The organism is Zhongshania sp., from assembly GCF_041584495.1.
In the GTDB taxonomy this organism is placed as follows: Bacteria; Pseudomonadota; Gammaproteobacteria; order Pseudomonadales; family Spongiibacteraceae; genus Spongiibacter.
In genome coordinates, this window is the sequence record NZ_JBFHDY010000001.1 from 38897 (window position 1) to 59244 (window position 20348).

A 20348-nucleotide genomic window follows, 5' to 3' on the forward strand; every position below is an offset into this window, starting at 1 on the left:
TTGGGGGCTTAATGCCCACCCATATAGCGGCCGATGGTTTGTAAGTCAGCCTCTTGCGGGGTGGTCTGGTAAACCAGCTGACCAGCCGAGATCACAAAGAAGCGATCGGATAATTCCAAAATTTCATCCAGATCTTCGCTGAGCAGCAGTACGGCGGTGCCTTGGTTACGGGCCTCAAGCAGGCGGGCGCGAATGTCAGCTACCGCCTTAAAATCCAAACCAAAGCAGGGGTTGGAAACCACCAGCACCGACAGCTCCTGGGCCAGCTCCCGCGCCAGCACGGCGCGCTGAACATTGCCGCCAGACAGCGCACCGATATTCTGCTCTGGGCCGGCGGTGCGAATTTTATATTGCTGGATGAGATCTAGGGCAAAGTCGCGTACCACTCTGCGCTTAACAATCCATTTCATTGAGGTAAACGTGGGGCTGTCGAATTTGCGTAGCGCAATATTGTCGGCCACGCTCAGATTGGCCACACAGGCATTGCGCAGGGGTTCTTCGGGCAGACAATAAAACTGGTGTCCTACCATCTCGCGACGGCTGGCGCCAAAGGCTTGGCCGTTAACGCGAAGCTGACCGGACAGCGGCGCGCGCTGCCCACCCAAGACTTCGGTGAGTTGCTTTTGGCCATTGCCAGAGACACCGGCGATGCCGATGATTTCTCCCGCATACAACTCTAAATCGAGATCGCTAATGGCGGCTAAGCCCTGCTCATTGTTCACGGTGAGCTTGTCTATTTGCACTACACAGCGGCGATTTTTATGGCTGGCGCGAGACGGCGCTTGGGTCAGGGTCTCTTCGCCCACCATCATCTTGGCCAGCTTCTCCGGGTCGACATCGGCCACCTTGGCCGAGCCAATATATTCGCCTTTGCGCAGCACGGTCACGTCGTCGGCGTATTTCATGACTTCGCGGAATTTGTGGGTAATAATTAAAACGCTGAGCTTGCCGTCGCGGGTGAGTTGATAAATCTTGTCGAGCACTTCATCGGCTTCAGTGGGAGTGAGTACCGACGTGGGTTCGTCCAGAATTAAGACTTTGGCATTGAGTAACAATTGCTTAATGATCTCGACTTTTTGTTTTTCACCGGCCGACAGTGAATTGATTGAACGGCGCAGTTCAAACTGAAACGGCATCTCGCCCATGCGCTGTTCCAGTTGTGCAATCTCGGCGGGCCAGTTGATGACCGCCGGTAAATTGGGCCGCGACAGCACAATGTTCTCGGCAATACTCATATTGGGAATCAAGGTAAAGTGCTGGTATACCATACCAATGCCCAGCGCGGTGGCCTGCTCCGGACTGGCAATCTGCGCCTCGCGGCCCTCAAATAACAGCTGGCCGTCGTCGGGGCGGTAGTAGCCCATAATACATTTAACCAAGGTGCTTTTTCCGGCGCCATTCTCGCCCAGCAGCGCATGCACGGTGCCGCGTCCCAATTTTAGGGAAATATTATTCAGCACCCGCACATCGCCAAATTGCTTGCAGATCGACAGGGCTTCGAGAATCGGCTGCTCAGTCATTTGCTTAGCGCCTCCAGCAGCAAGGCAGATGGCGCGGTGGCACCAAACACGCCGCCCTGCATTTTCACCATATTGATGGCCGCTTGGTGGTTGGCGGGATCGGTGGCGGCGCAGCAGTCTTCCACCATTAAACATTCGTAGCCGCGGTCGTTGGCCTCGCGCATAGTGGTACTTACACAGACATCGGTGGTTATGCCGCAGATAATCAGATTTTCGATGCGGTTTTTAGCCAGAATCAAATCTAAATCGGTGGCGTAAAAAGAACCTTTGCCGGGCTTGTCGATAATTGGCTCTCCAGCTAGTGGCGCCAGTTCGTCGATAATATTCCAGCCGGGTTCACCGCGAACCAATATACGTCCGCAGGGCCCTGCATCGCCAATGCCGGCGCCAATGCGCTGACTACGCCAATACTTATTGGGCGGTAAATCACTGAGGTCGGGGCGGTGGCCCTCGCGGGTGTGTATAATATGAAAGCCCTTCGCGCGGAACAGCGCCAGCACTGCCTTAATGGGCTCTATCGGCGCACGGGTCAGCGACAGATCGTAGCCCATGCTGTCGACATAGCCCCCTACCCCGCAGAAATCGGTTTGCATATCGATAATCAGCAGTGCGGTATTTTGCGGTGTGAGTTTGCCGTTGTAGGGCCATGGGTAGGGCGTGGCATCAATAGTTATAGTGCTCATACGCATTTCCTTTGTAACGAGTCAAAATTGGCGTTATTTAACAAATTCACCCGGCATACCCGGCACTGCGCCCTTGGCGCTAGAGGCGGCAATCATAATGACCAAGGTCAGTACATAGGGCGTGGCATTAAATAAATAGTAACCCCAGTTAACGCCCACCGATTGCAGTGCTGGCCCCAGAGCCGCCGCGCCGCCAAACAATAAGCTGGCGTAGAGGCAGTTCATGGGATTCCAGCGCGCAAAAATAACCAGCGCTACCGCCATCAAACCCTGGCCACTAGACAGGCCCTCGCTCCAACTACCTGGATAATAGAGCGACAGATAGGAGCCGCCAATTCCCGCCAAGCCGCCACCGGCCATGGTGCTGAGCAGACGCACGCGATTGATATTCATGCCCAGCGACAAGGCGGCGTCGCTGCTCTCGCCCACCACGCGCACGGCATTTCCCCAGCGGGTGGTGCGCAGAAACCACGCCATTGCCGGCGCCAGCGCTACACCGAGAAAAAACAATACATTAATATCCAGCGCAGCTTTTATTACCGGCGAACTGGCCCAGCTGCCAAAACCTAGCGAGGGCAGCCGTGGCGCACTGGGTTGAATAAACGCCTTGCCGTAAAAGAAGGCGATACCGGTGGCAAACAGCATCATGGCAATGCCCACGGCAATATCATTTACCTGTTTGTTCTGACAAAGCAGAGCGTGCAGTATGCCCAGCACACAACCCGAGCAACCGGCGGCCAGTACCCCCAGCCACGGTGAGCCGCTGAGGTAAGACACCGCGTAGCCGGTCATGGCACCCATAATTAAATTGCCTTCGAGGCCGAGGTTAATTCGCCCCGCTTTTTCGGTTAGGCATTCACCAAGGCTGACAAAGATAAAGGGCGTACCCACGCGGATGGCGCCACCCAACACCGCAATCAGCACACTCCAAAGTCCGATATCGCTTTCCATTAGCGCTGTATCCTATTTCTGCTGTTCAGGGATAAAGGCGTTATATTTAGTCTGCTATGGCTCATGAAATCAGGCTCTTGGGCTGCAGAAATTTAATGCGTCCGTACAGCATTTCGCTGCTGAGAATCACTATAAAGATAATGCCCTGAAAAACCGCCACGGTGGCATCGGGTAGATCGTGGGCGCGCTGTAGCAAGCCCCCCGAGGCCTGAATGCCGCCAAGTAACAAGGCGTAAGGAATAATCGCCAGCGGATTGTGCCTAGCCAGAAACGCCACCAGAATACCGGCGTAGCCATAGCCTGCATTCAGTGAACTATTGGCGCGGCCCTGGATGGCGGCAATCTCAATGACCCCAGCCAGCCCGGCCGCCGCGCCACCCAGAAAGCACGACAGCAATACAATTTTGGCCACCGGCAAACCCACCAAACGCGCAGCACGAATATTGCCGCCGGTCACATCGGCGGCAAAGCCAAAGGTGGTGCGGCGCATCACAAACCACATGGCTAAACAAACCACTAAGCCGTAAAGCAAACCCCAATGCACCGAACTGTCGCCGATGCTAGTGATCATATTTTTCTCGCCAATCGAATAGGTGGAGGGGTTATTCAACGTTGCTGGATCTTTTAATACGCCCACTACCAAAAAATTTAAAACCGCAATAGCAATATAGTTAAGCAGCAGCGAGCTGATGGTTTCATTCACATTGCGGTAGTGGCGAAGTGCCCCCACAGCAATAATCCACAGACCGGCGCAGCCGCCACCGAGGATCATCATGGCGCTAATCACTATAAACGAGGGCGCGCTTTGCAGAGCAATGCCGGTCATTGCTGCCGTTAGGCCGCCAACTACCATGGCACCCTCACCGCCAATCACAATTAAACCCACCCTAGCGGGCAGGGCCGTACATAGCGCAGTGAGCATTAGCGGTGCAGCCCTAACCAAGGTGTTTTGCCAAGAAAACCAGCTGCCAAATGCACCTCGATACAGGCTGTGAAATACCTCGCCGGGCGAGTTGCCCGTCGTAAAAATAAAGGCAGTAATCAGCAGCATCGACAGCAGCAAGGCCCCCAGTGACAAACACCATATTTCGACAGTTTTTAGCATGCCTGCGCCTCGTTTAGGTTCAACTCGGTTTAGCTCTGCGTTGAGCCAACCACGCCTTCAACTAGCCAATCCATGCTCTCTAACCAGGTGTCAGTTTGTGCATAAGATTTACCTTCGGGAATGACGGTATTGCCCTGGTTGTCTTTGATTGGGCCTTTGTAGACCACCATAGAGCCATCCATAAATGCAGCCAAAACCTTGTCGGCATCGACCTTGGCGGCCGCGCTTACTGCAGCACCGTAGGGTGATACTTTGACAATGCCGTCTTTTAGGCCGCCACGCACCAGATTAGGAATAGGCTGTTTGCGTTTAATTAACTCAGCGTAGTTTTTATAGACTGTGGCCCAGCTCCATTCGGCGCCGGTCAAAAATCCTTTGGGGGCCAACACCGCGTTATTGGTGTGGTAGCCACAGGAGTAAATGCCGCGTTTCTCGGCGGTTTCTACCACCACTTTGGGGCTGTCCACGTGGCAGGTCAGTACGTCGATGCCCTGATCCACCAAGCTATTCGCCGCCTCAGCTTCTTTTACTGGATCGGACCAGCCGCCGGTAAACACCACGGTAGTGGTAATAGACGAGTCAATACTGCGCGCCGCCATGGTGAAATTATTGATATTGCGCAGCACCTGCGGAATCGGTATTGCGGCGATAAAACCGAGCTTTTTGGATTTACTCATATGCCCGGCAACAATGCCGGAAACATAGACCGGCTCATCAATATAACCAAAATAACTGCCGACATTTTCAGGGTGTTTTTCGGCGTCCCACAGGCCGCCGCAGTGCAGAAAGGTGGTGTCAGGATAGCGCTTGGCAATTTTAAGAATATGGGGGTCAAAATAACCAAACGAGGTTGGGAACAATATCTGAGCACCGTCGAGCTGAATCATGCTCTCCATCGTTTTTTGCACTTCAATGGTTTCGGGCACGTTTTCTTCGTCTACCGCTTTTACCCAGTCCAGTGCGGCGAGCGCGGACTTACCCTCAAAATGGGCCTGGTTGTAACCGTAGTCGTCGCGGGGGCCAACATAAACAAAACCCATTTTCACCTTGGCGGTCGCCAGCGCGAGGGGCGCCTTAATCACCATGCTTAAACCGGCGGCCGCGATCGAGGCGGCTTTAACAAACTTTCTACGGCTGAGAGCCAACTGACTTTTTTCTTTCATCCTTGCATCTCCAAATCATTGTGCGTTGTTGTTGGTGCTGGAATTACCAGATCCACTTGACCATAGCCTGGGCAACATCTTCATCAATGCCGTCGATACCAAATTTATTGCGCCAGATTTGGTATTCAACGCCAGCTTGCAGCACACCCGGTGCGCCCCACACTTTACCGAGGTCTAGCAGTAGGCGTGGGCCAGTAATGATGTTGTCTTCGGCGTGATCCATATCAAAGGCGTAGTCAAAAAAGCCCTCAAACGAGAACGATAATGCCCCCAAATCAAAGGGCTTGAGCCACACCAGAGTCACTTGGCTGCCGGTGTCTGCACCGTACGAGGTTTCATTGCGCACGTAGTAGTTGATCTGAAAAACGGGCATGTTGAAGATGTCCAAATCCACTGCCAGTCCGTATAAATAAGTGTGAAACCCTTGGCCGATTTCGGCGGTAGTAGTGATTAATACATCCTTGATAATGCCCGCGCTTAAATCTTTGCCGCTCATCTTGCTAAAGCTAAGCCGCGGTGAAATTTCGCCGTAATAGCCGGTTGGCGCCCCGGCATCGTTGCTATCGGGGTTGGTGATATCGACGAACAAAAAATTGTCGCCGTATTTCCAGCCATTGACGTGCTCAATGGTGATAATCGAGTTGGAGTCCTCTTTTGAACTCAGTTTGCCGGCACCGCTGTCGAAGTAAATCGACTCGTAAGTGCTGCCAGCCAAATATTGAATATTGGTCGAGCTCCACTGCGCCGCGCCAGCCATTGCCTGGGTGGCAAGCACTAAACTTGCCAAAAGCGCGGCAATAGTGCGAATGCTGGGCGAGTGGAAGGGGGCGAATAACGAAATATGCAGATTCGTTCGGGACATGTTTGCAGCTCTCCTAGCAGGGTATATAGTGCGCATAAGTTTGGATACAATGTTGAGTACAATGTTGAATCCCTTGTTGTATACAACAAAGCAAATCCCAGACCAGTTCAGCAGCCCATTTAGTTGAGATCTATTAATTACTATTTAATCAGTGACTTAAAAAATATGGCGGTGGGTGTATACGGGGCTGAACGAAGCCAATAGCTATCGCGGATAGCGCCAACTACGTGCATATTGCGCGCATGCGCACTGAAATGAAGCCGGCGTGTGCAGGATTTCTACAGCTTGCAAAGACTGCGAGAATACTAAAGACTTATGGCCTGTTTGCATTGTCCACTTTCATCAACCAAAGCCGTACACCATAGCCAATGAGCGTCAAAGCCAACACACAAGTGAAGCCAAATGCCCAACTGGTTTACGATCAGTTGCGAGAGATGATTATTGCACTAAAAATCATCCCGGGGTCGCGGGTAACTGAAACCCAGCTGGCCGATTATTTTCAAGTGAGTCGCACCCCGATTCGCGCCGCGTTGCAGCGTTTAGAAAGCGAAGGGTTTTTGTCAATTCGCGCCAAACAGGGTTGCTTTATTCGCAATATCGATCTACTCCAGATCAGTCAATATTACGATGTGCGGGTGAGTATCGAGGCCATGGTGTTGGCCGAAATTGCCAAGCTTAGCGATCACTCCGAGCTTAACGCCATTGCTGAACTCTGGCACCCGGAAAAGCTACACTTTGGCATTACTGTTAACGATGCCATAAAAAAAGCCGAAGAAAATTTCCACCAAGATTTGGCGCAGATTTCCAAAAACACGGTTCTGCAGCACTATCTTCGCGACATCAACAGCCAAATTCGCTCGGTGCGACAGCTGGGGTTTCCCGATGCACAAAGCATTATCGACACTTATGAAGAACACTACCGCATCTGCCAGCTGCTATTGTCACGAGATCTCGACGTGGCCGTCGATGAAATGAGCAACCATATTCGCAAAAGTCAGGACTGCGCCAGTCGCGTTACCTTGCATCAGCTTTATGGCAGTCGCAAAAGTGTTGCTTTTGAGTAAAGGTCGAGATCCACTCTGCAAAAATACTTAACGGTTACTTGCCTGCCGCAAGACCATTAGGCCATGCTGAGCCGTTTGTCCTTACCCCACGTCAAGGCACCAACGCTAACGGCCCGAATAACGAATGTCTTCACTACCTTCCAGCCTTGAGGTTTCACAAATAATTCCGTTCACCCAGCGCCCGTCCGCGAGTTCCAATTCGCCTAATCCTAATGGTGCGGGGATACCGTTAATAAAGCGACCAAAAGAATCAGCAGGCAAAGTCCATAGCTCTAGCTCAATAGCGGCACCCGTTTGATTGACGCGGGACAGCCCTACCAGCGATGACGAGATATCGCTAAAGGTTGAAAGCCGATATTTGGCGGCTGTCTGAGTATGTTCAATAAATACCGCCTTAAGCGCCTGAAACCGATGGTTCAAGCTCTGACGATTAAGATCGCTACCAACTACCGCAAGCGCTAGCCAATCTTGACTCTCCGGCCCGGCCAGCGACTCGCCATTGAATTTACTCGCCACCCGCAACAGCGCGCGATCTGAACCACTGGGACCAAAAAAGCTCACCCCCCAAGGCAGGCCAGACGACAAAAACCCCGCCGGTGCCGCCACCGCCGCCAGATCCAGCAAATTCATAAAATTGGTGTAATGGCCCAGATTACTATTCAACGCAACGGGGTCTGCCAGCACATCGGCTATCCGATATATCGTTCCCGCCGTGGGCATGAGCGCAATATCCGTGTCGGTAAAAAAAGCCTGAGCAAGACGTCGATAGCCCTGCATTTGATACTCGCCTTCAAAGGCCATTACTGCCCCCATCTGCGCCGCTGGGGAGATAATATTTTTCACCACGGGGTGGATCGCCTCGGGCTGCGCCTGCATAAACTCAGCTACCGTAATATAGCGCTCAGCCAGCCACGGCCCATTATACAAGAGCCGAGCAGCAGCAAAGAAAGCGCTAAAATCCTTGTAAATAATGTCGTAACCTAAACGCGCTAGCCTCGCCACCACACTATAGAACAGCGCCGCTGCATCACCGTCGCCAAAAAACTGCAGTTGCTCCTTATGCGGAATAGCAATGCGCATCGTTTTACAGTCGGCCAAACCCGGCCAAAGGCTGTCGGAATGGGGTTTTGCGTAATCGTCCAAGGCGTCAAACGCCACGCTCTGATTAAATATTAACTCCGCATCAACACCGCTAAGTGCAAAAATGCATACACAGTCGATACTCCGACAAGCCGGTAGTACGCCCCGTGTACTGAGTGCGCCGCAACTGGGTTTAAGGCCAACAATATTATTAAATGACGCTGGCACTCGGCCCGATCCGGCGGTATCAGTACCAAGGGCAAAGCTCACCAAGCCCAAAGCCACCGCGACTGCCGAGCCGGAGCTGGACCCACCAGAAATATAGTCGTCGCGATAGGCATTGTGACACGCTCCGTAGGGCGAACGTGTGCCCACCAAACCGGTGGCAAATTGATCGAGATTGGTCTTGCCCAGCGGGATCGCACCGGCGACGATTAAACGCTGCACCACGGTGGCGTGGGCGTCGGGGGTGTAAGCGTATTCTGGACAGGCGGCAGTCGTTGGCAGCCCGGCCAGATCAATATTATCCTTAATCGCAAATGGTACACCGTACAGGGGAAGCTCCTCATCCGACTGATTTTCCAGCGCCGCTAAATAAGGTGCTAATTCAAGCTCATCCAATAGCCTAATCCAAATATTCTTATGGCGGTATTGCTGGGACGTATCCAATAGGTGGCGGCATAGCTGCGCGGGCGTAAAATCGTGTTGGCGGTAATGTTGTCGCAATCCAGAAAGTGATAAATCGAGCTGCTGCCAATCCATAGTGAGCCTCTAACAATTAAATTTAGAAATAATCCAAGAATATTTTTCGGCGTTACCCAAACAACACAACATAGATCCCAAGAGCGCTACTCCTGCCGATAAAACCAGCTCCGATGCACGCCGAGTAATTTTGCCGCCGCAGTAATATTGCCCTCGCACTGGCGCAGTGCGGTGTCGGCCAACTGTGTTTTGACGTCTTTCAGCGACAAACTGGTTAGCTCATCGCTCACACTGCGTGGGGCTTGCGCTAACGCACTAGAAAATTGGATATGCTCCGCATCGATGACGCCGTGGCTAAGAATAATCGCCCGCTCCATAATGTTTTTCAGCTCGCGGATATTGCCAGGGAAATGATAAGCACGGAGCTTGCTCATCGCCGCCTCGCTAATACTGCGCGACGAGGTTTTCATCTCCTGCGCAAACGCCAAGGCAAAATGCCCAGCCAGCAAACTTATGTCGGCGCGGCGTTCGCGCAGTGGCGGCACTCGCAAACTAAACTGGGCAAGGCGGAAATAAAGGTCTTCACGAAACGCTTTCTGGCTAATCTTGCTGTCGAGATCGTTATTGGTCGCGCTAATCACCCGCACTTTCACGCGGCGCTCGCACTGCCCGCCCACTGGGTAAAAGCTGCCATCCTCTAGGGTACGCAAGAGCTTGGCCTGTAAATTCAAGGGCAAATCACCAACCTCATCAAGAAACAAGGTGCCGCCATCGGCCAATTCAAAAAAGCCCTTGCGATTCGTATTGGCACCGGTAAACGCGCCTTTCACACTGCCAAAAAACTCGGCCTCCGCCAATTGTTCGCTAATTGCTGAGCAGTTAATCGCAATAAACGGCCGATCCTGTAATTCACTGCCAAAATGCAGGGCTCTGGCAACCAACTCTTTGCCGGAACCACTCTCACCAAGTACCACGACATTGGTTTGCGCAAAGCCCTGCAGCTGTCGAATTTGTTCGGCGATACTGCAAAACTGTTCACTGTTGCCAATAAAGGCCGGCAAGCCCCAGTGCGCAGCCTCCTGCCGACTGATCAAACTGAGGGTTTCACTGGCTATCGACAGTGCCTGTTCGGCCGAGTTGGTCCGTGCAATTTGCGCCTCCAACTCGGCATTGCGCTGCTGCAAATCACCTTGCAACTGATGTATTCTCAGCTGATTGTCCACCCTCGCCAGTACTTCACTATTGCGAAAGGGCTTGGTGATATAGTCCACGCCGCCCACATCAAAGGCCTCGCCCAATTGGCTGTGGCGGTCACTTGCGGAGATAAAGATAATTGGCGGCGGCTGAGCCACTGCCGCCAAAATCGCTTTACAGGTGTCGATGCCATCGAGTTCTGGCATCATAATATCCAGTAAAATAAGATCCACCTCGATACCAGAAAGAATTTCCAGTGCAATACGTCCCGACGGCGCGGCCAGCACTTCATGGCCCCGCACTTCGAGCAGTTCAGTGAGCAAATTCAGATTGGCGGAAACGTCGTCCACCACCAGAATACGACTCATACTTGTTCCCCTTCCGCGCTCAGCCGCGTTACTACCGCCATAAACTCACCGAGACGATGCTGCTGGGCTAAAGTGCGCAAGCTAGCCACTAGGTTGGGCTGGGCAGGCTTAAGCAGGGCCAGCTGGTCAATACCTGCCCGCAGTTTAGTAACATTGTAATAGCGAGCCGCCACCATCATCGTTTCGGCTATCTCGCTAGGTATATTGCCCTGCAACGCGACCAGCGCCCCACTCGTCTCACTCAGCAAACCGATCTCCTCAAATTTCAGTGCCAGTATGTCTCGCAAACAGCCATGCAACTGCTCTATGCGGAAGGGCTTGGAGATCACCGCATCAAAGCCGGCGTCGAGATAAGTCTTGCGCTGCTGCTCATAGACCGAGGCTGAAAACGCGACAAAGCGCGCCGCTAAATTGGGCTGCTGCTCCAGCATCGCGTGGCGGGTTTTCACCCCATTCATCCCGGGCATAAAAATATCCATAAAGACCACATCTGGGCTCTGAGCGGCGAGATATTCGAGTGCCGTTTGGCCGCTACCGGCGCAAAACACACTGCAACCAATCGCCTCCAATAACTGTTGCAGAATATCCCGATTGTGTTCGATATCGTCGACCACCAAGGCGCGGCACTGCTGGCCCGGCTGTAAGCGCAATGACGTTAGCTCGCCGCCGCTCACAATTTGATGGTGGTCACTAGGGGCGAAATTGAGGTAAAAAAAGAAATTACTGCCCAAGCCTGGCGTGGATTTTACCTGTAGCGTCGCACCCAAGGCGGTGGCCAGTCGACTAGCGATAGCCAAGCCCAAACCGCTACCTTCTTGCCATGCACTACGCTGATAAAACTGCTCGAATATCGTTTCCAGCTCCGCTGCTGGAATACCAGGGCCAGAGTCAATCACCTCAAAGCGGTAGCGATAAGTGTCCTCGGGAATCACCCGCAGTATGACTTCCCCTTGGGCGGTGTACTTAATGGCATTATTCAGTAAATTGAGCAAAATCTGCCGCAATTTGCCCTCGTCGCCATTGAGTAAAACAGGGACTTTACCCAAGCCCTCTACTTTAAGTAGCAGGCCTTTTTCCTCGCATTTTTTGTGCAGAATATACGCCACATGATAGATCAGTGCCGACAGGTCAAAATCGCCCCGCTGCGGCTCGGTATGACCCGATTCAATTTTTGCAAGATCAAGAATGTCGTCAATCAGGCCCAGCAGATGATTGCCGCTCTGGGCGATGGTCGCCACTGTGCGCTGCTGTTTGTCACTGAAACCCGCCTGCTGCTGCAGTATTTGGGAATAGCCAATAATGGCATTTAGCGGGGTGCGGATTTCGTGACTAATACTGGCCAGAAATTGGGTTTTGGCCGCATTAGCGGCCTCGGCCAGCTGCTCGGCGGCCTTGCGGGTTTTCACCTCGTCCTGCAATTCGGTATTGGTCTTGGCCAATTCTGCCGTGCGCTGAAAAACGCGCTCCTCTAGCAATTCATTCGCTTGCTGCAGGGCTTTCTCGGCGTGAATACGATCGCTGACATCTTGCACATTGCCCTCGTAATAGCGAAAACGACCAGTTTCGTCATAGACCGAGATCGCCTTTTCTAAGATATGAATCCGGCTGCCATCGCGCCGGTAAACTTCTGAGACAAAATCGGAAACGTGGCCATCGCGCTGGATTGCGGCCATAAATTGCCGGCGGCGTTGCGGCTTAACATATATCTGATCGCCAATATTACTGACCTCAGCCATAAAGGCCGCTCGAGAGGGGTAACCATAGATCTTGGCCAGTGCGGTATTCGCCCGCAAATAACGGCCATCGGCGGTCGATTGAAAGATTCCGTCTATCGCATTTTCAAAAATACTTCGGTATTGCTGCTCAGCCTTATGCGCGGCCGCCTCCGCCTCTCGGCGCTGGACAATTTCTCGGCTTAGGTCGCGAGTGCGCTTGTCCACCTCGCGTTCCACTTCAACTAAATAGCGGTTTTTAATGGCCGCATAAACAGCAAAAGACAGCACTAATAATGCGGTAATCAAGGGATAAATAAATACCCAGTACTGATCCTGCTGCGAAAAATAGGCCTTTTCCGGCTGAAAACTGACCTGCCAGACTCGGTGACCGAGGCGGAATTCGCGCTGTACCCGCAGTTCAGAGAGCGCACTTGGCGCATTTGCTGCCAGTGGTGCATACAGCGCCAACTCGGGCTTATCCCTGTCGCGCACTTCAATATGAACGCCCTCGGCCCGCAGCTCGGCAAACACCTCATTGAGCAAATCGACACTGCGATACACCGCTAGGGCGAAACCCTCGATACGAGCCGGATTGTCTTGGGCGTACACCGGCGCAAAAATCAATATACCGTAGACCGCTTCAACCTTTTCTTGCGCTAAGCGCAGGGGCGCCGTGGCAACAAGTGAGCCGCTGCTCAGGCTCTGCTCTAGCGCTGCCCGACGCTCTGTGTGCGAGGCCAAATCCAAGCCGATCGCCTCGCGATTGATCGTTTCAGGCAAGGCGTACAAAACCGGAAAATAGCGCGGTCGCTCACCCGCACGGCGAAGTTGGTCTTGACCATCAAACTCAATAATTTGGTAACCAGCAATGCCTTGCTGGCGAGCTTGCGCTTCAAAGGCCAGGCGCTGCTGGCTGTCTACCAGCGGTATCCACTCTAGCGCTTGCAACTCTGGCAGACGGCTCAAACTGCCACTGACGTAGCTGCGAAAATGCGTCCAATCTCGGTTGTGGCTAATTTGTAAAAACGCCGCCAAGTCATATAAGACTTCGAGAGAGCGGTATACATGATTCGCCAGAACCTGCATGCGGCGCTCGCTGAGATTATGAAAGTCATGGTGCAGGGCATTTTGCTGGCGCTCATCTAAAAATACATACAGCCATACGGACAGCAGCAAACCGCTGACCACAAAGGCGCCAATAAAAAACCACGCCCGCAGGGGCATCAGCAGGCGACTGCCCAAGCTCGTTCGCCCCGTCATTACACCACCCTCACATGGTTTGCCACGTGGCAAGCGGCGAGGGATTTGGCGCAGTAGTCCTCGCAGCCATTTCAGGAATCGCGGCAATCAACTCCCGCGTATATTCATGCTGGGGCCGCGCAAAAACCTCGGCTACCTGCCCCTCTTCAACAACCACCCCTTTCTTCATGACCATCAAGCGGTCACAGAGAATACGCACCACACTGAGATCGTGGGAGACAAAAATATAGGACAGTTGCAGTTTGCTGCGCAGCTCATCTAATAGCAGCAGAATATGCCCCTGCACCGACACGTCGAGCGCAGTGGTGGGCTCGTCCAGTAAAATAACATCGGGTTCGGCGGCCAATGCTCGGGCGATACCCACTCGCGCTTTTTGCCCACCTGAAAGCTGATGGGGGTAGCGGTCTAATAGCGCCAACGGCAGATGCACTAAGCTGGCTAAGGCCTCCACTCTGCGCCGCAGTTCGGCAGCGTCGCGAATACCCAGAATACAGCGCAGAGGATCGGCAATGACCTGCATAATCGTAAAGCTGGGGTTGAGGCTTTCGGTAGGGTCTTGAAACACCATTTGCACCCGCGCAATATCGCGCTTTAGGCTGAGATCGGTATTGTTCAGGCGAATCTGCCCGCCACTGATTGCTAACAGGCCTGCAATCATCCGAATTAAGGTGGTTTTGCCCGAACCGGACTCACCCACCACCCCTAAACACTCGCCCTTCTCCAGACTAAAGCTGAGACCGCCAACAGCGTAGAATCGCTGGCGCTCAATCTCGTCAATACAAAACTCAAACACCCGATTGCGATCCAGCAGCTGCGCCCAAAACTTAATATTGCGCACGGGATAGTGTTTTTCCAGATCAATCACGTCCATCAGGCTCATCGCGTTTGCTCCATGCTTGCTTCTTCCTCGGCGTACACCGCCCGCAACTCGGCAAGGTTTTTCATCAGCGCGGGCGTCGCCGCAATGAGCGAGCGGGTATAGCGTTCGCGAGGCCGCGCAAACAACTCAGCGGCGGGCGCCGACTCCACCACACGGCCGTTCTGCATCACCACAATGCGCTGACAATGCTTGGCTGCCAAGCCTAGATCGTGGGTAATAAACAAGGTCGCCATTTGCCGCCGCCGCGCTGCGTTGGCAATCAAGGCCAGAATCGCCTCTTGAGTGACCACATCGAGGCCGGTACTTGGTTCGTCTGCCACCAGTAAATCCGGCGAGCGGGCCAGCGCCATGGCGATTAAAATGCGCTGGCACATGCCCCCTGACAATTCAAAGGGATAAGCGTAAAAGCGCTGCTCGGGACTGCTAATTTGCACCTCGTCAAGCAGCGCGATGGCCCGCGCCTTAAGAGCATTACAGTTACCGGGGTCCCCAATCACCTTGAGCACGTCAATAATTTGCTGCCCCACTCGGCGAATCGGATTCAACGCCAAGCGCGGGTATTGAAATATCATCGCCATGCGACTGCGCAGCCGATGGTCGCTGGCGGCGTCGCAGCCGAGCAGTTGGCCGCGGTAGCGCATCTGGCCGCTAGCGATAAAGCCGTTGGCATCCAACAGGCCCATTAGCGCGAGGGTGCTAACCGATTTTCCGGAGCCACTTTCGCCGACAATCCCCAATATTTCACCCGGCATTAACAACCAGCTAACCTCCTCCACCGCTTGCACAATGCCGTGGCGAGTCGTAAAGCTAATAGCGAGCTTGTCGATTTCGAGCAGGGGTTTCTCCGTATTCATGTGCGTTTCCTCGGGTCCATCATGTCGCGTAAACCGTCGCCAATGAAATTGAAGCACAGCACACAAAGCATCAAGGCCATACCCGGAAAGAAGGATATCCACCATTCACCCGAGACTATATATTGAGCACCTTCAGCAACCATAATCCCCCATTCTGCGGCTGGCGGCCGCACTCCAAGACCGATAAAAGAAAGACCTGCCGCGTTCAAAATTGCCCACCCCATATTAAGCGAAATCTGTACCATCATTGGCGGCAAGATATTGGGGAGTAGATGCAGGGTGATAATCCGCGTATCGCTGTTACCCGCCAAAATCGCGGCATCGATATAGGCACTGCTGCGCCGCACATTTACTTCAGCGCGGGCCAGCCGAATATAAAAAGGCAAATTGATAATGGCGGTAGCATAAATAATATTAACCACCGAATTACCAAGCGCGGCAACGATGCCCATGGCCAACACAAACAGTGGAAAAGCCATAATAGTATCGACCAGCCGCCCGCAAAGCCGGTCGAACCACCCGCCGTAGTATCCAGCTATGCAACCCAAGGCCGTGCCCACCACCAGCGACAGGGCAACCGCCACCACCGAAATCAATAAATCTATCCGCGTGGCCACTACCGTGCGGCTAAAAATATCGCGCCCCACTTGGTCGGTGCCAAACCAATGCTGCCAAGACGGCGGTGAAAACTGATTTGCGGCCTCAATAGCCAGCGGGTCGTAAGGCACCAGTAACGCGCCAAATACCGCCACTAAAACAATAAGCCCAAAGGCGATAAACGCGACCGCCGTTACTGGGTTACTGCGAAACACATACAGCGCGTGATTCAAAAAATCCTTCATGTCGCAATCCTCACACGGGGATCGACGAGGCCGTAGACGATGTCGATCAGTAAATTGAGAAACACATAGAAAATCCCCATGGCCAGCACAAAGCCCTGTACCGCTGCGTAGTCGGAAATCACCACCGCCTCCAGCGCAAACGATCCAACCCCCGGCCAGGAGAACACCTTTTCGACCAGTACATTGGCACCCAGCAAAAAAGAAAACACCATGCCCAAGGTAGTGATGACCGGCAACATCGCATTGTGCAGCGCGTAGCCATAGAGAATTTTACGCGGCGGCAATTGATGGGCTTTGGCGGTGCGGACAAAATCGCTGGAAAGCACGCCTAACATTGAGGCGCGGGTCATTCGCGCAATTGGCGCCAGCGCAAAAATGCCGAGATTGATCGCGGGCAGCGCAATATGCTGCAAGGCTTCTACAAAGGTGGCCCACTGACCGGCCAATAGGCTGTCGAGCAGAAAGAAACCCGTGACACTGGGCGGTGCGTCGGCAAACAGCGACAAACGGCCCATCGGCGCAGGTGCCCAGCCCAACAAAAAATAAAACACATACACTAACAGCAGACCGGTAAAAAAGATGGGCAGCGACACCCCCGCGGTGGTTAGTAATCGGCAACCGTGGTCTATCCAAGAACCAGGGCGGGTGGCGCTGAGCACCCCCAGCGGCACCGCCACGGCAATAGCGAAGCTCAGCCCTAAAAGAGTGAGTTCAATCGAGGCGGGCATGCGGCTGACCAGCTCACTTAGCACCGGCTGACCGGTAGACCAAGAACTGCCCAAATCGCCGTTGAACACGTTCCGAGTATAATCCACAAACTGAGCCATCAAGCCTTTATCCAGTTCTAGCGTGCTGCGAATTTCCTCAATGGCCTCCTGACTCGCCGCGGGTCCAGCTAAAAAAGCGGCGGGATCACCAGGTAAAGCCCGAGTTAGCACAAAGGCAATCACCAACACACCAAATAGGCTGGGGATGGCGGCCGCGAAACGGCTGATCAACATTTTAAACATGTCGCCCTCACTTACTTTCGGTACAGCTGGCGATAGTCCAGCTGACGATGAAACCAATATTGATAGCCTTGAATATCAAGGCGCGTGGCGACGTCGAGATTGGACTGGAACAGTGGGATACGCGGCACGTCGGCAAACGCCTTGCCGATAAAGCCCTTCACATTTTCGATATAGCTAGCTTGATCTGGAGCGAAGCGGGCGGCATCAATATACGCATCCATCTCGGGGTTTTGATAGGACATGGTATTGAACACCCCGTTTTGGCTGTGATAATTCCAAAAGAAGAAATAGTCAGGATAATTCAGCCAGCCACCCATATCGTTTATCAGAAAGGGCATGGATTTCTTGCCCATCTCGCCCCGCCAGTTAGCACCGGGAATCTTTTCCAAGGTCAATTCAATACCGATCTGGCGCAAATTCTGCTGCACCTGCAAGGCGATGGGCTCACTCCAGGTGGCGAGCCCGAGGTTGTAATACAAAGACGTTTTGAAACCATCGGGGTAACCCGCCTCGGTGAGCAAGGCTTTGGCTTTCTTTAAATCGGTGTTATACGGATAGGCTTGGGGCCAGTCGATACTCGTCGGCTGCGCCTGCTCGCCGCCAAACAATTTTGCCGCTCGGCCGTAAGACACCGAGTCAAAAATAGCTTGGTAAGGAATGGCGGCAGCAATGGCCTGCCGCACCTTGAGTTTATCAAAAGGCGGCATGTTTACATTCATGTCCAGAAACCACATAAAATTCTCCACCGGAATCCCCTGCACCTTAACCTTGGGATTGTCGATCAGCTGGGCGAAGTCTTTGGGAGGTAAGTCGAAGGACACGTCGACATCGCCACGCTCACTCATCGCCCGTCGAGTCGAGCTTGAGGGCACAACCCGCTCCACTACTTTTTCCATTTTTGGCAATGGGCCGCTCCGCCACGCATCAAAGCGGGACAGCACCACCTGCACCCCCGGTTCAAATTTTTCCACTTGATAGGCACCGCTGCCTGCATCATTAGTCTTCAGCCATTCCAGCGCCCACGGGTCCGCGTCGGTGGCGTGTTGCTTGGCTAAACTGGCGTTGTAAATTGCCGCCACCGGCACCGCAAGGTCGGGCAAGGTCAGCTTGTCGTCACGCAATAAGTGGAGCCGAAAAGTGTGCTTGTCCACCACCTCAAACTGCTCGGCAGATTCGATGGAGCCAGCTTTCATCTGAAACGTGGGAAAGCCGCCCACCGCGAGCGCCCGCGCAAATGACCACTGCACGTCGGCAGCGGTCACCGAGCTGCCATCGTGAAATACCGCGTCTTTACGTAGCATAAAGTCGATGTACTTGCCGTCTTCCGACACCCGCCAACTTGCTGCCAACTCCGGTTTTAAACTTTGATAGTCATAGCTCAGATCGCCATTGGCCGCGGTTTTCACACCAAAACTCAATAGCCGATCATAGACATTCCACGAGGTTCCGTAAGCGGGTCGATTGGTGCCGAGGCCTTGGATATCTAAACTATTAGCACCCTGCTCGCGCACCACAATCAGTGTTTCATTGCGCCCCGCCGAGGCGTTTAGCGAGCCGAGCAAAGCGGCCACAAACGCTAAGGCCACCCACCCTCGGGCCAACCTTTGAAAATAATGTTTAGTAATATTCATCACCGCCCCCTACCACTTCATCTTGTATTCAAGGCCCACCGCCAGATTGTTCACATCGCTGCGGCGGTACTCATTCACTCGGTATTCAGTAATCGCATAGAGGTTTTCGACCAAGCGTAAACCCAGCTGAACTTCACCCACTGCCGGATCACTCGGCACCGTGTCGGGCAAGTCCTCATTAAAGGTGTGATCAATAAAGCCCGCTAAGTACAAGCGGTCGCTGAGATAGGGAAATTTCATGGCAAACACATGCTCCATTTGCCAGACATCAGCCTCCACATCGTCGATTTGCACCGCGTGGAAGTTAATGGAATAACTCAAATTAATCGCTTTAAAAAATGAGGCCAAAAAGGTGATGTCATTCAAGCGCCAGCGGAAGCCGAGACGCAAGCGATCATTATCGATACCACTGCGCATATTGGCCTGCACGGTGAGATCAATAGAGGCAGTGTCAGTAACCCTCCAGCGCAAATTCTGCTCGGTGTAGTAGCTTGCGGTATCACTTAACTCATTGTCACCGGGCTGATTGCCAATATTGGTCAGACTAAAATAAGAGAAACGATTAGGCAGGGAGGCGGCAATATTCAGCGTAAACACATTGTCGCTGTCGACATCAGACATATAGGGGTAAAAGTTAAAATCTAAAAACCCGCCACTGGAATTTTTAACCTCCCCCGCTGATGCCGCCGTAGCAAGAAAAAATAAACTGAGGGCAAACAAACCGTTTAAATACTTAGTTTTCACGATACGCATCTCCTGATGATGGACGGGCCTCGAGAATGAAGACCTCTACTCATCGACCCTAGTGCAAGCGCTGCGCCATGGCGGAGAAAACCTTAATATATTGATTTAATTAACTATTATTAAAATAAAATATTTTTAATACCATTAAATTGTCGCGTATTGCAACACAGCAATTTGACTATGGGTGCGAAATCCGACACCCACAAACTCCGTCTCTGGAAGCTCGGTTCAATACTCCGCGCTAACACTCTCGACCAGCTAAACGGAGGCAAAAGATGGCGTTGTTAGAACCCCACATAAATAATATAGAAACAACGGTGCAAGCAAAGCCTGCATAAATGTTTTCTATCTAAAGATAATAATAAACGAGTGAAAGCCCGCCTAGTTATGATCTCAACAATGTTGCTGTAGAGCAGAATCATCGCAAATAGCCCAATATGGTGTTGGTTCGCACCCGATCATGCTTTTAAGGCTTTGTTACTCAAGCCCTCGCGCCGAGCCCACACGGCACTATGCTCACCGACAATAAAACGCCAACCACCAAAATAACTGACCAAATAGTCAGCTTTTATTGACAACACACAAAAGCTAACTAACAATAAAACCTGCCCACATGGACAGGTTATTGCATGTGCCACATTTGATCACCACCAAAACTTACTGAACTAAAAGCCCGATCACTGAAAAACGCGCCACTTTTCAATGCCGTATTGCAGTTTC

General features: G+C 52.8%; 16 protein-coding genes. 1 reads left to right on the forward strand and 15 read right to left on the reverse strand.

Going from position 1 to position 20348, the window contains the following annotated elements:
* Positions 1–8 precede the first annotated feature (8 nt).
* From ABYP33_RS00195 to ABYP33_RS00220, 6 genes are all read right to left on the reverse strand, one after another.
* The gene (locus ABYP33_RS00195) at positions 9–1520 is read right to left on the reverse strand and encodes an ABC transporter ATP-binding protein (RefSeq protein WP_373086896.1); all 1512 of its coding nucleotides are present in this window, start codon (positions 1518–1520) and stop codon (positions 9–11) included.
* Positions 1517–2203, reverse strand: coding sequence for a cysteine hydrolase family protein (locus tag ABYP33_RS00200; RefSeq protein WP_373086899.1), 687 nt, complete (start codon positions 2201–2203; stop codon positions 1517–1519). The genes ABYP33_RS00195 and ABYP33_RS00200 overlap by 4 nt, the downstream gene beginning before the upstream one ends.
* A gap of 33 nt (positions 2204–2236) precedes the next feature.
* A complete protein-coding gene (locus ABYP33_RS00205; RefSeq protein ID WP_373086901.1) occupies positions 2237–3154 on the reverse strand; it encodes an ABC transporter permease in 918 nt (305 codons plus the stop codon).
* 61 nt (positions 3155–3215) lie between these two features.
* Complete coding sequence (locus ABYP33_RS00210) at positions 3216–4259, reverse strand: ABC transporter permease (protein ID WP_373086903.1); 1044 nt, start codon at positions 4257–4259, stop codon at positions 3216–3218.
* A 29-nt stretch (positions 4260–4288) separates the two neighbouring features.
* Positions 4289–5422, reverse strand: a complete 1134-nt coding sequence (locus ABYP33_RS00215; RefSeq protein ID WP_373086905.1) for a BMP family ABC transporter substrate-binding protein — start codon at positions 5420–5422, stop codon at positions 4289–4291.
* Between the two features lie 43 nt (positions 5423–5465).
* A complete protein-coding gene (locus tag ABYP33_RS00220) occupies positions 5466–6284 on the reverse strand; it encodes an outer membrane protein OmpK (protein ID WP_373086908.1) in 819 nt (272 codons plus the stop codon).
* A 392-nt stretch (positions 6285–6676) separates the two neighbouring features.
* On the opposite strand from ABYP33_RS00220, the gene ABYP33_RS00225 reads away from it, so the two are divergent.
* Entirely contained in the window at positions 6677–7348 is a 672-nt protein-coding gene (locus ABYP33_RS00225; protein WP_373086911.1) for a GntR family transcriptional regulator, read from the forward strand.
* Positions 7349–7453: 105 nt separating this feature from the next.
* On the opposite strand, the gene atzF is transcribed toward ABYP33_RS00225, so the two are convergent.
* The 9 genes from atzF to ABYP33_RS00270 form a co-directional block, all read right to left on the reverse strand.
* A complete protein-coding gene (gene atzF / locus ABYP33_RS00230) occupies positions 7454–9190 on the reverse strand; it encodes an allophanate hydrolase (protein ID WP_373086913.1) in 1737 nt (578 codons plus the stop codon).
* Positions 9191–9276: 86 nt separating this feature from the next.
* Positions 9277–10692, reverse strand: a complete 1416-nt coding sequence (locus ABYP33_RS00235) for a sigma-54-dependent transcriptional regulator (protein WP_373086915.1) — start codon at positions 10690–10692, stop codon at positions 9277–9279.
* A complete protein-coding gene (locus ABYP33_RS00240) occupies positions 10689–13667 on the reverse strand; it encodes a CHASE domain-containing protein (RefSeq protein ID WP_373086917.1) in 2979 nt (992 codons plus the stop codon). The genes ABYP33_RS00235 and ABYP33_RS00240 overlap by 4 nt, the downstream gene beginning before the upstream one ends.
* A 10-nt stretch (positions 13668–13677) precedes the next feature.
* A complete protein-coding gene (locus tag ABYP33_RS00245) occupies positions 13678–14547 on the reverse strand; it encodes an ABC transporter ATP-binding protein (RefSeq protein ID WP_373086920.1) in 870 nt (289 codons plus the stop codon).
* Positions 14544–15401 carry an ABC transporter ATP-binding protein gene (locus ABYP33_RS00250; protein WP_373086922.1) on the reverse strand — a complete coding sequence of 286 codons (858 nt, stop codon included), beginning with the start codon at positions 15399–15401 and terminating at the stop codon, positions 14544–14546. Before ABYP33_RS00250 ends, ABYP33_RS00245 begins: the two co-directional genes overlap by 4 nt.
* The gene (locus ABYP33_RS00255; RefSeq protein ID WP_373086925.1) at positions 15398–16243 is read right to left on the reverse strand and encodes an ABC transporter permease; all 846 of its coding nucleotides are present in this window, start codon (positions 16241–16243) and stop codon (positions 15398–15400) included. The genes ABYP33_RS00250 and ABYP33_RS00255 overlap by 4 nt, the downstream gene beginning before the upstream one ends.
* Positions 16240–17253 carry an ABC transporter permease gene (locus ABYP33_RS00260; RefSeq protein ID WP_373086927.1) on the reverse strand — a complete coding sequence of 338 codons (1014 nt, stop codon included), beginning with the start codon at positions 17251–17253 and terminating at the stop codon, positions 16240–16242. The genes ABYP33_RS00255 and ABYP33_RS00260 overlap by 4 nt, the downstream gene beginning before the upstream one ends.
* A gap of 11 nt (positions 17254–17264) precedes the next feature.
* Entirely contained in the window at positions 17265–18884 is a 1620-nt protein-coding gene (locus ABYP33_RS00265; RefSeq protein ID WP_373086929.1) for an ABC transporter substrate-binding protein, read from the reverse strand.
* Between the two features lie 9 nt (positions 18885–18893).
* Positions 18894–19628, reverse strand: a complete 735-nt coding sequence (locus tag ABYP33_RS00270; protein WP_373086931.1) for a hypothetical protein — start codon at positions 19626–19628, stop codon at positions 18894–18896.
* Positions 19629–20348 lie beyond the last annotated feature (720 nt).

What these genes read in the sequence shown, in the direction of transcription:
- ABYP33_RS00195 (WP_373086896.1), bottom strand. Translation starts at nt 1,520, where the DNA reads ATGACTGAGCAGCCGATTCTCGAAGCCCTGTCGATCTGCAAGCAATTT.
- ABYP33_RS00200 (WP_373086899.1), bottom strand. Translation starts at nt 2,203, where the DNA reads ATGAGCACTATAACTATTGATGCCACGCCCTACCCATGGCCCTACAAC.
- ABYP33_RS00205 (WP_373086901.1), bottom strand. Translation starts at nt 3,154, where the DNA reads ATGGAAAGCGATATCGGACTTTGGAGTGTGCTGATTGCGGTGTTGGGT.
- ABYP33_RS00210 (WP_373086903.1), bottom strand. Translation starts at nt 4,259, where the DNA reads ATGCTAAAAACTGTCGAAATATGGTGTTTGTCACTGGGGGCCTTGCTG.
- ABYP33_RS00215 (WP_373086905.1), bottom strand. Translation starts at nt 5,422, where the DNA reads ATGAAAGAAAAAAGTCAGTTGGCTCTCAGCCGTAGAAAGTTTGTTAAA.
- ABYP33_RS00220 (WP_373086908.1), bottom strand. Translation starts at nt 6,284, where the DNA reads ATGTCCCGAACGAATCTGCATATTTCGTTATTCGCCCCCTTCCACTCG.
- atzF (WP_373086913.1), bottom strand. Translation starts at nt 9,190, where the DNA reads ATGGATTGGCAGCAGCTCGATTTATCACTTTCTGGATTGCGACAACAT.
- ABYP33_RS00235 (WP_373086915.1), bottom strand. Translation starts at nt 10,692, where the DNA reads ATGAGTCGTATTCTGGTGGTGGACGACGTTTCCGCCAATCTGAATTTG.
- ABYP33_RS00240 (WP_373086917.1), bottom strand. Translation starts at nt 13,667, where the DNA reads ATGACGGGGCGAACGAGCTTGGGCAGTCGCCTGCTGATGCCCCTGCGG.
- ABYP33_RS00245 (WP_373086920.1), bottom strand. Translation starts at nt 14,547, where the DNA reads ATGAGCCTGATGGACGTGATTGATCTGGAAAAACACTATCCCGTGCGC.
- ABYP33_RS00250 (WP_373086922.1), bottom strand. Translation starts at nt 15,401, where the DNA reads ATGAATACGGAGAAACCCCTGCTCGAAATCGACAAGCTCGCTATTAGC.
- ABYP33_RS00255 (WP_373086925.1), bottom strand. Translation starts at nt 16,243, where the DNA reads ATGAAGGATTTTTTGAATCACGCGCTGTATGTGTTTCGCAGTAACCCA.
- ABYP33_RS00260 (WP_373086927.1), bottom strand. Translation starts at nt 17,253, where the DNA reads ATGTTTAAAATGTTGATCAGCCGTTTCGCGGCCGCCATCCCCAGCCTA.
- ABYP33_RS00265 (WP_373086929.1), bottom strand. Translation starts at nt 18,884, where the DNA reads ATGAATATTACTAAACATTATTTTCAAAGGTTGGCCCGAGGGTGGGTG.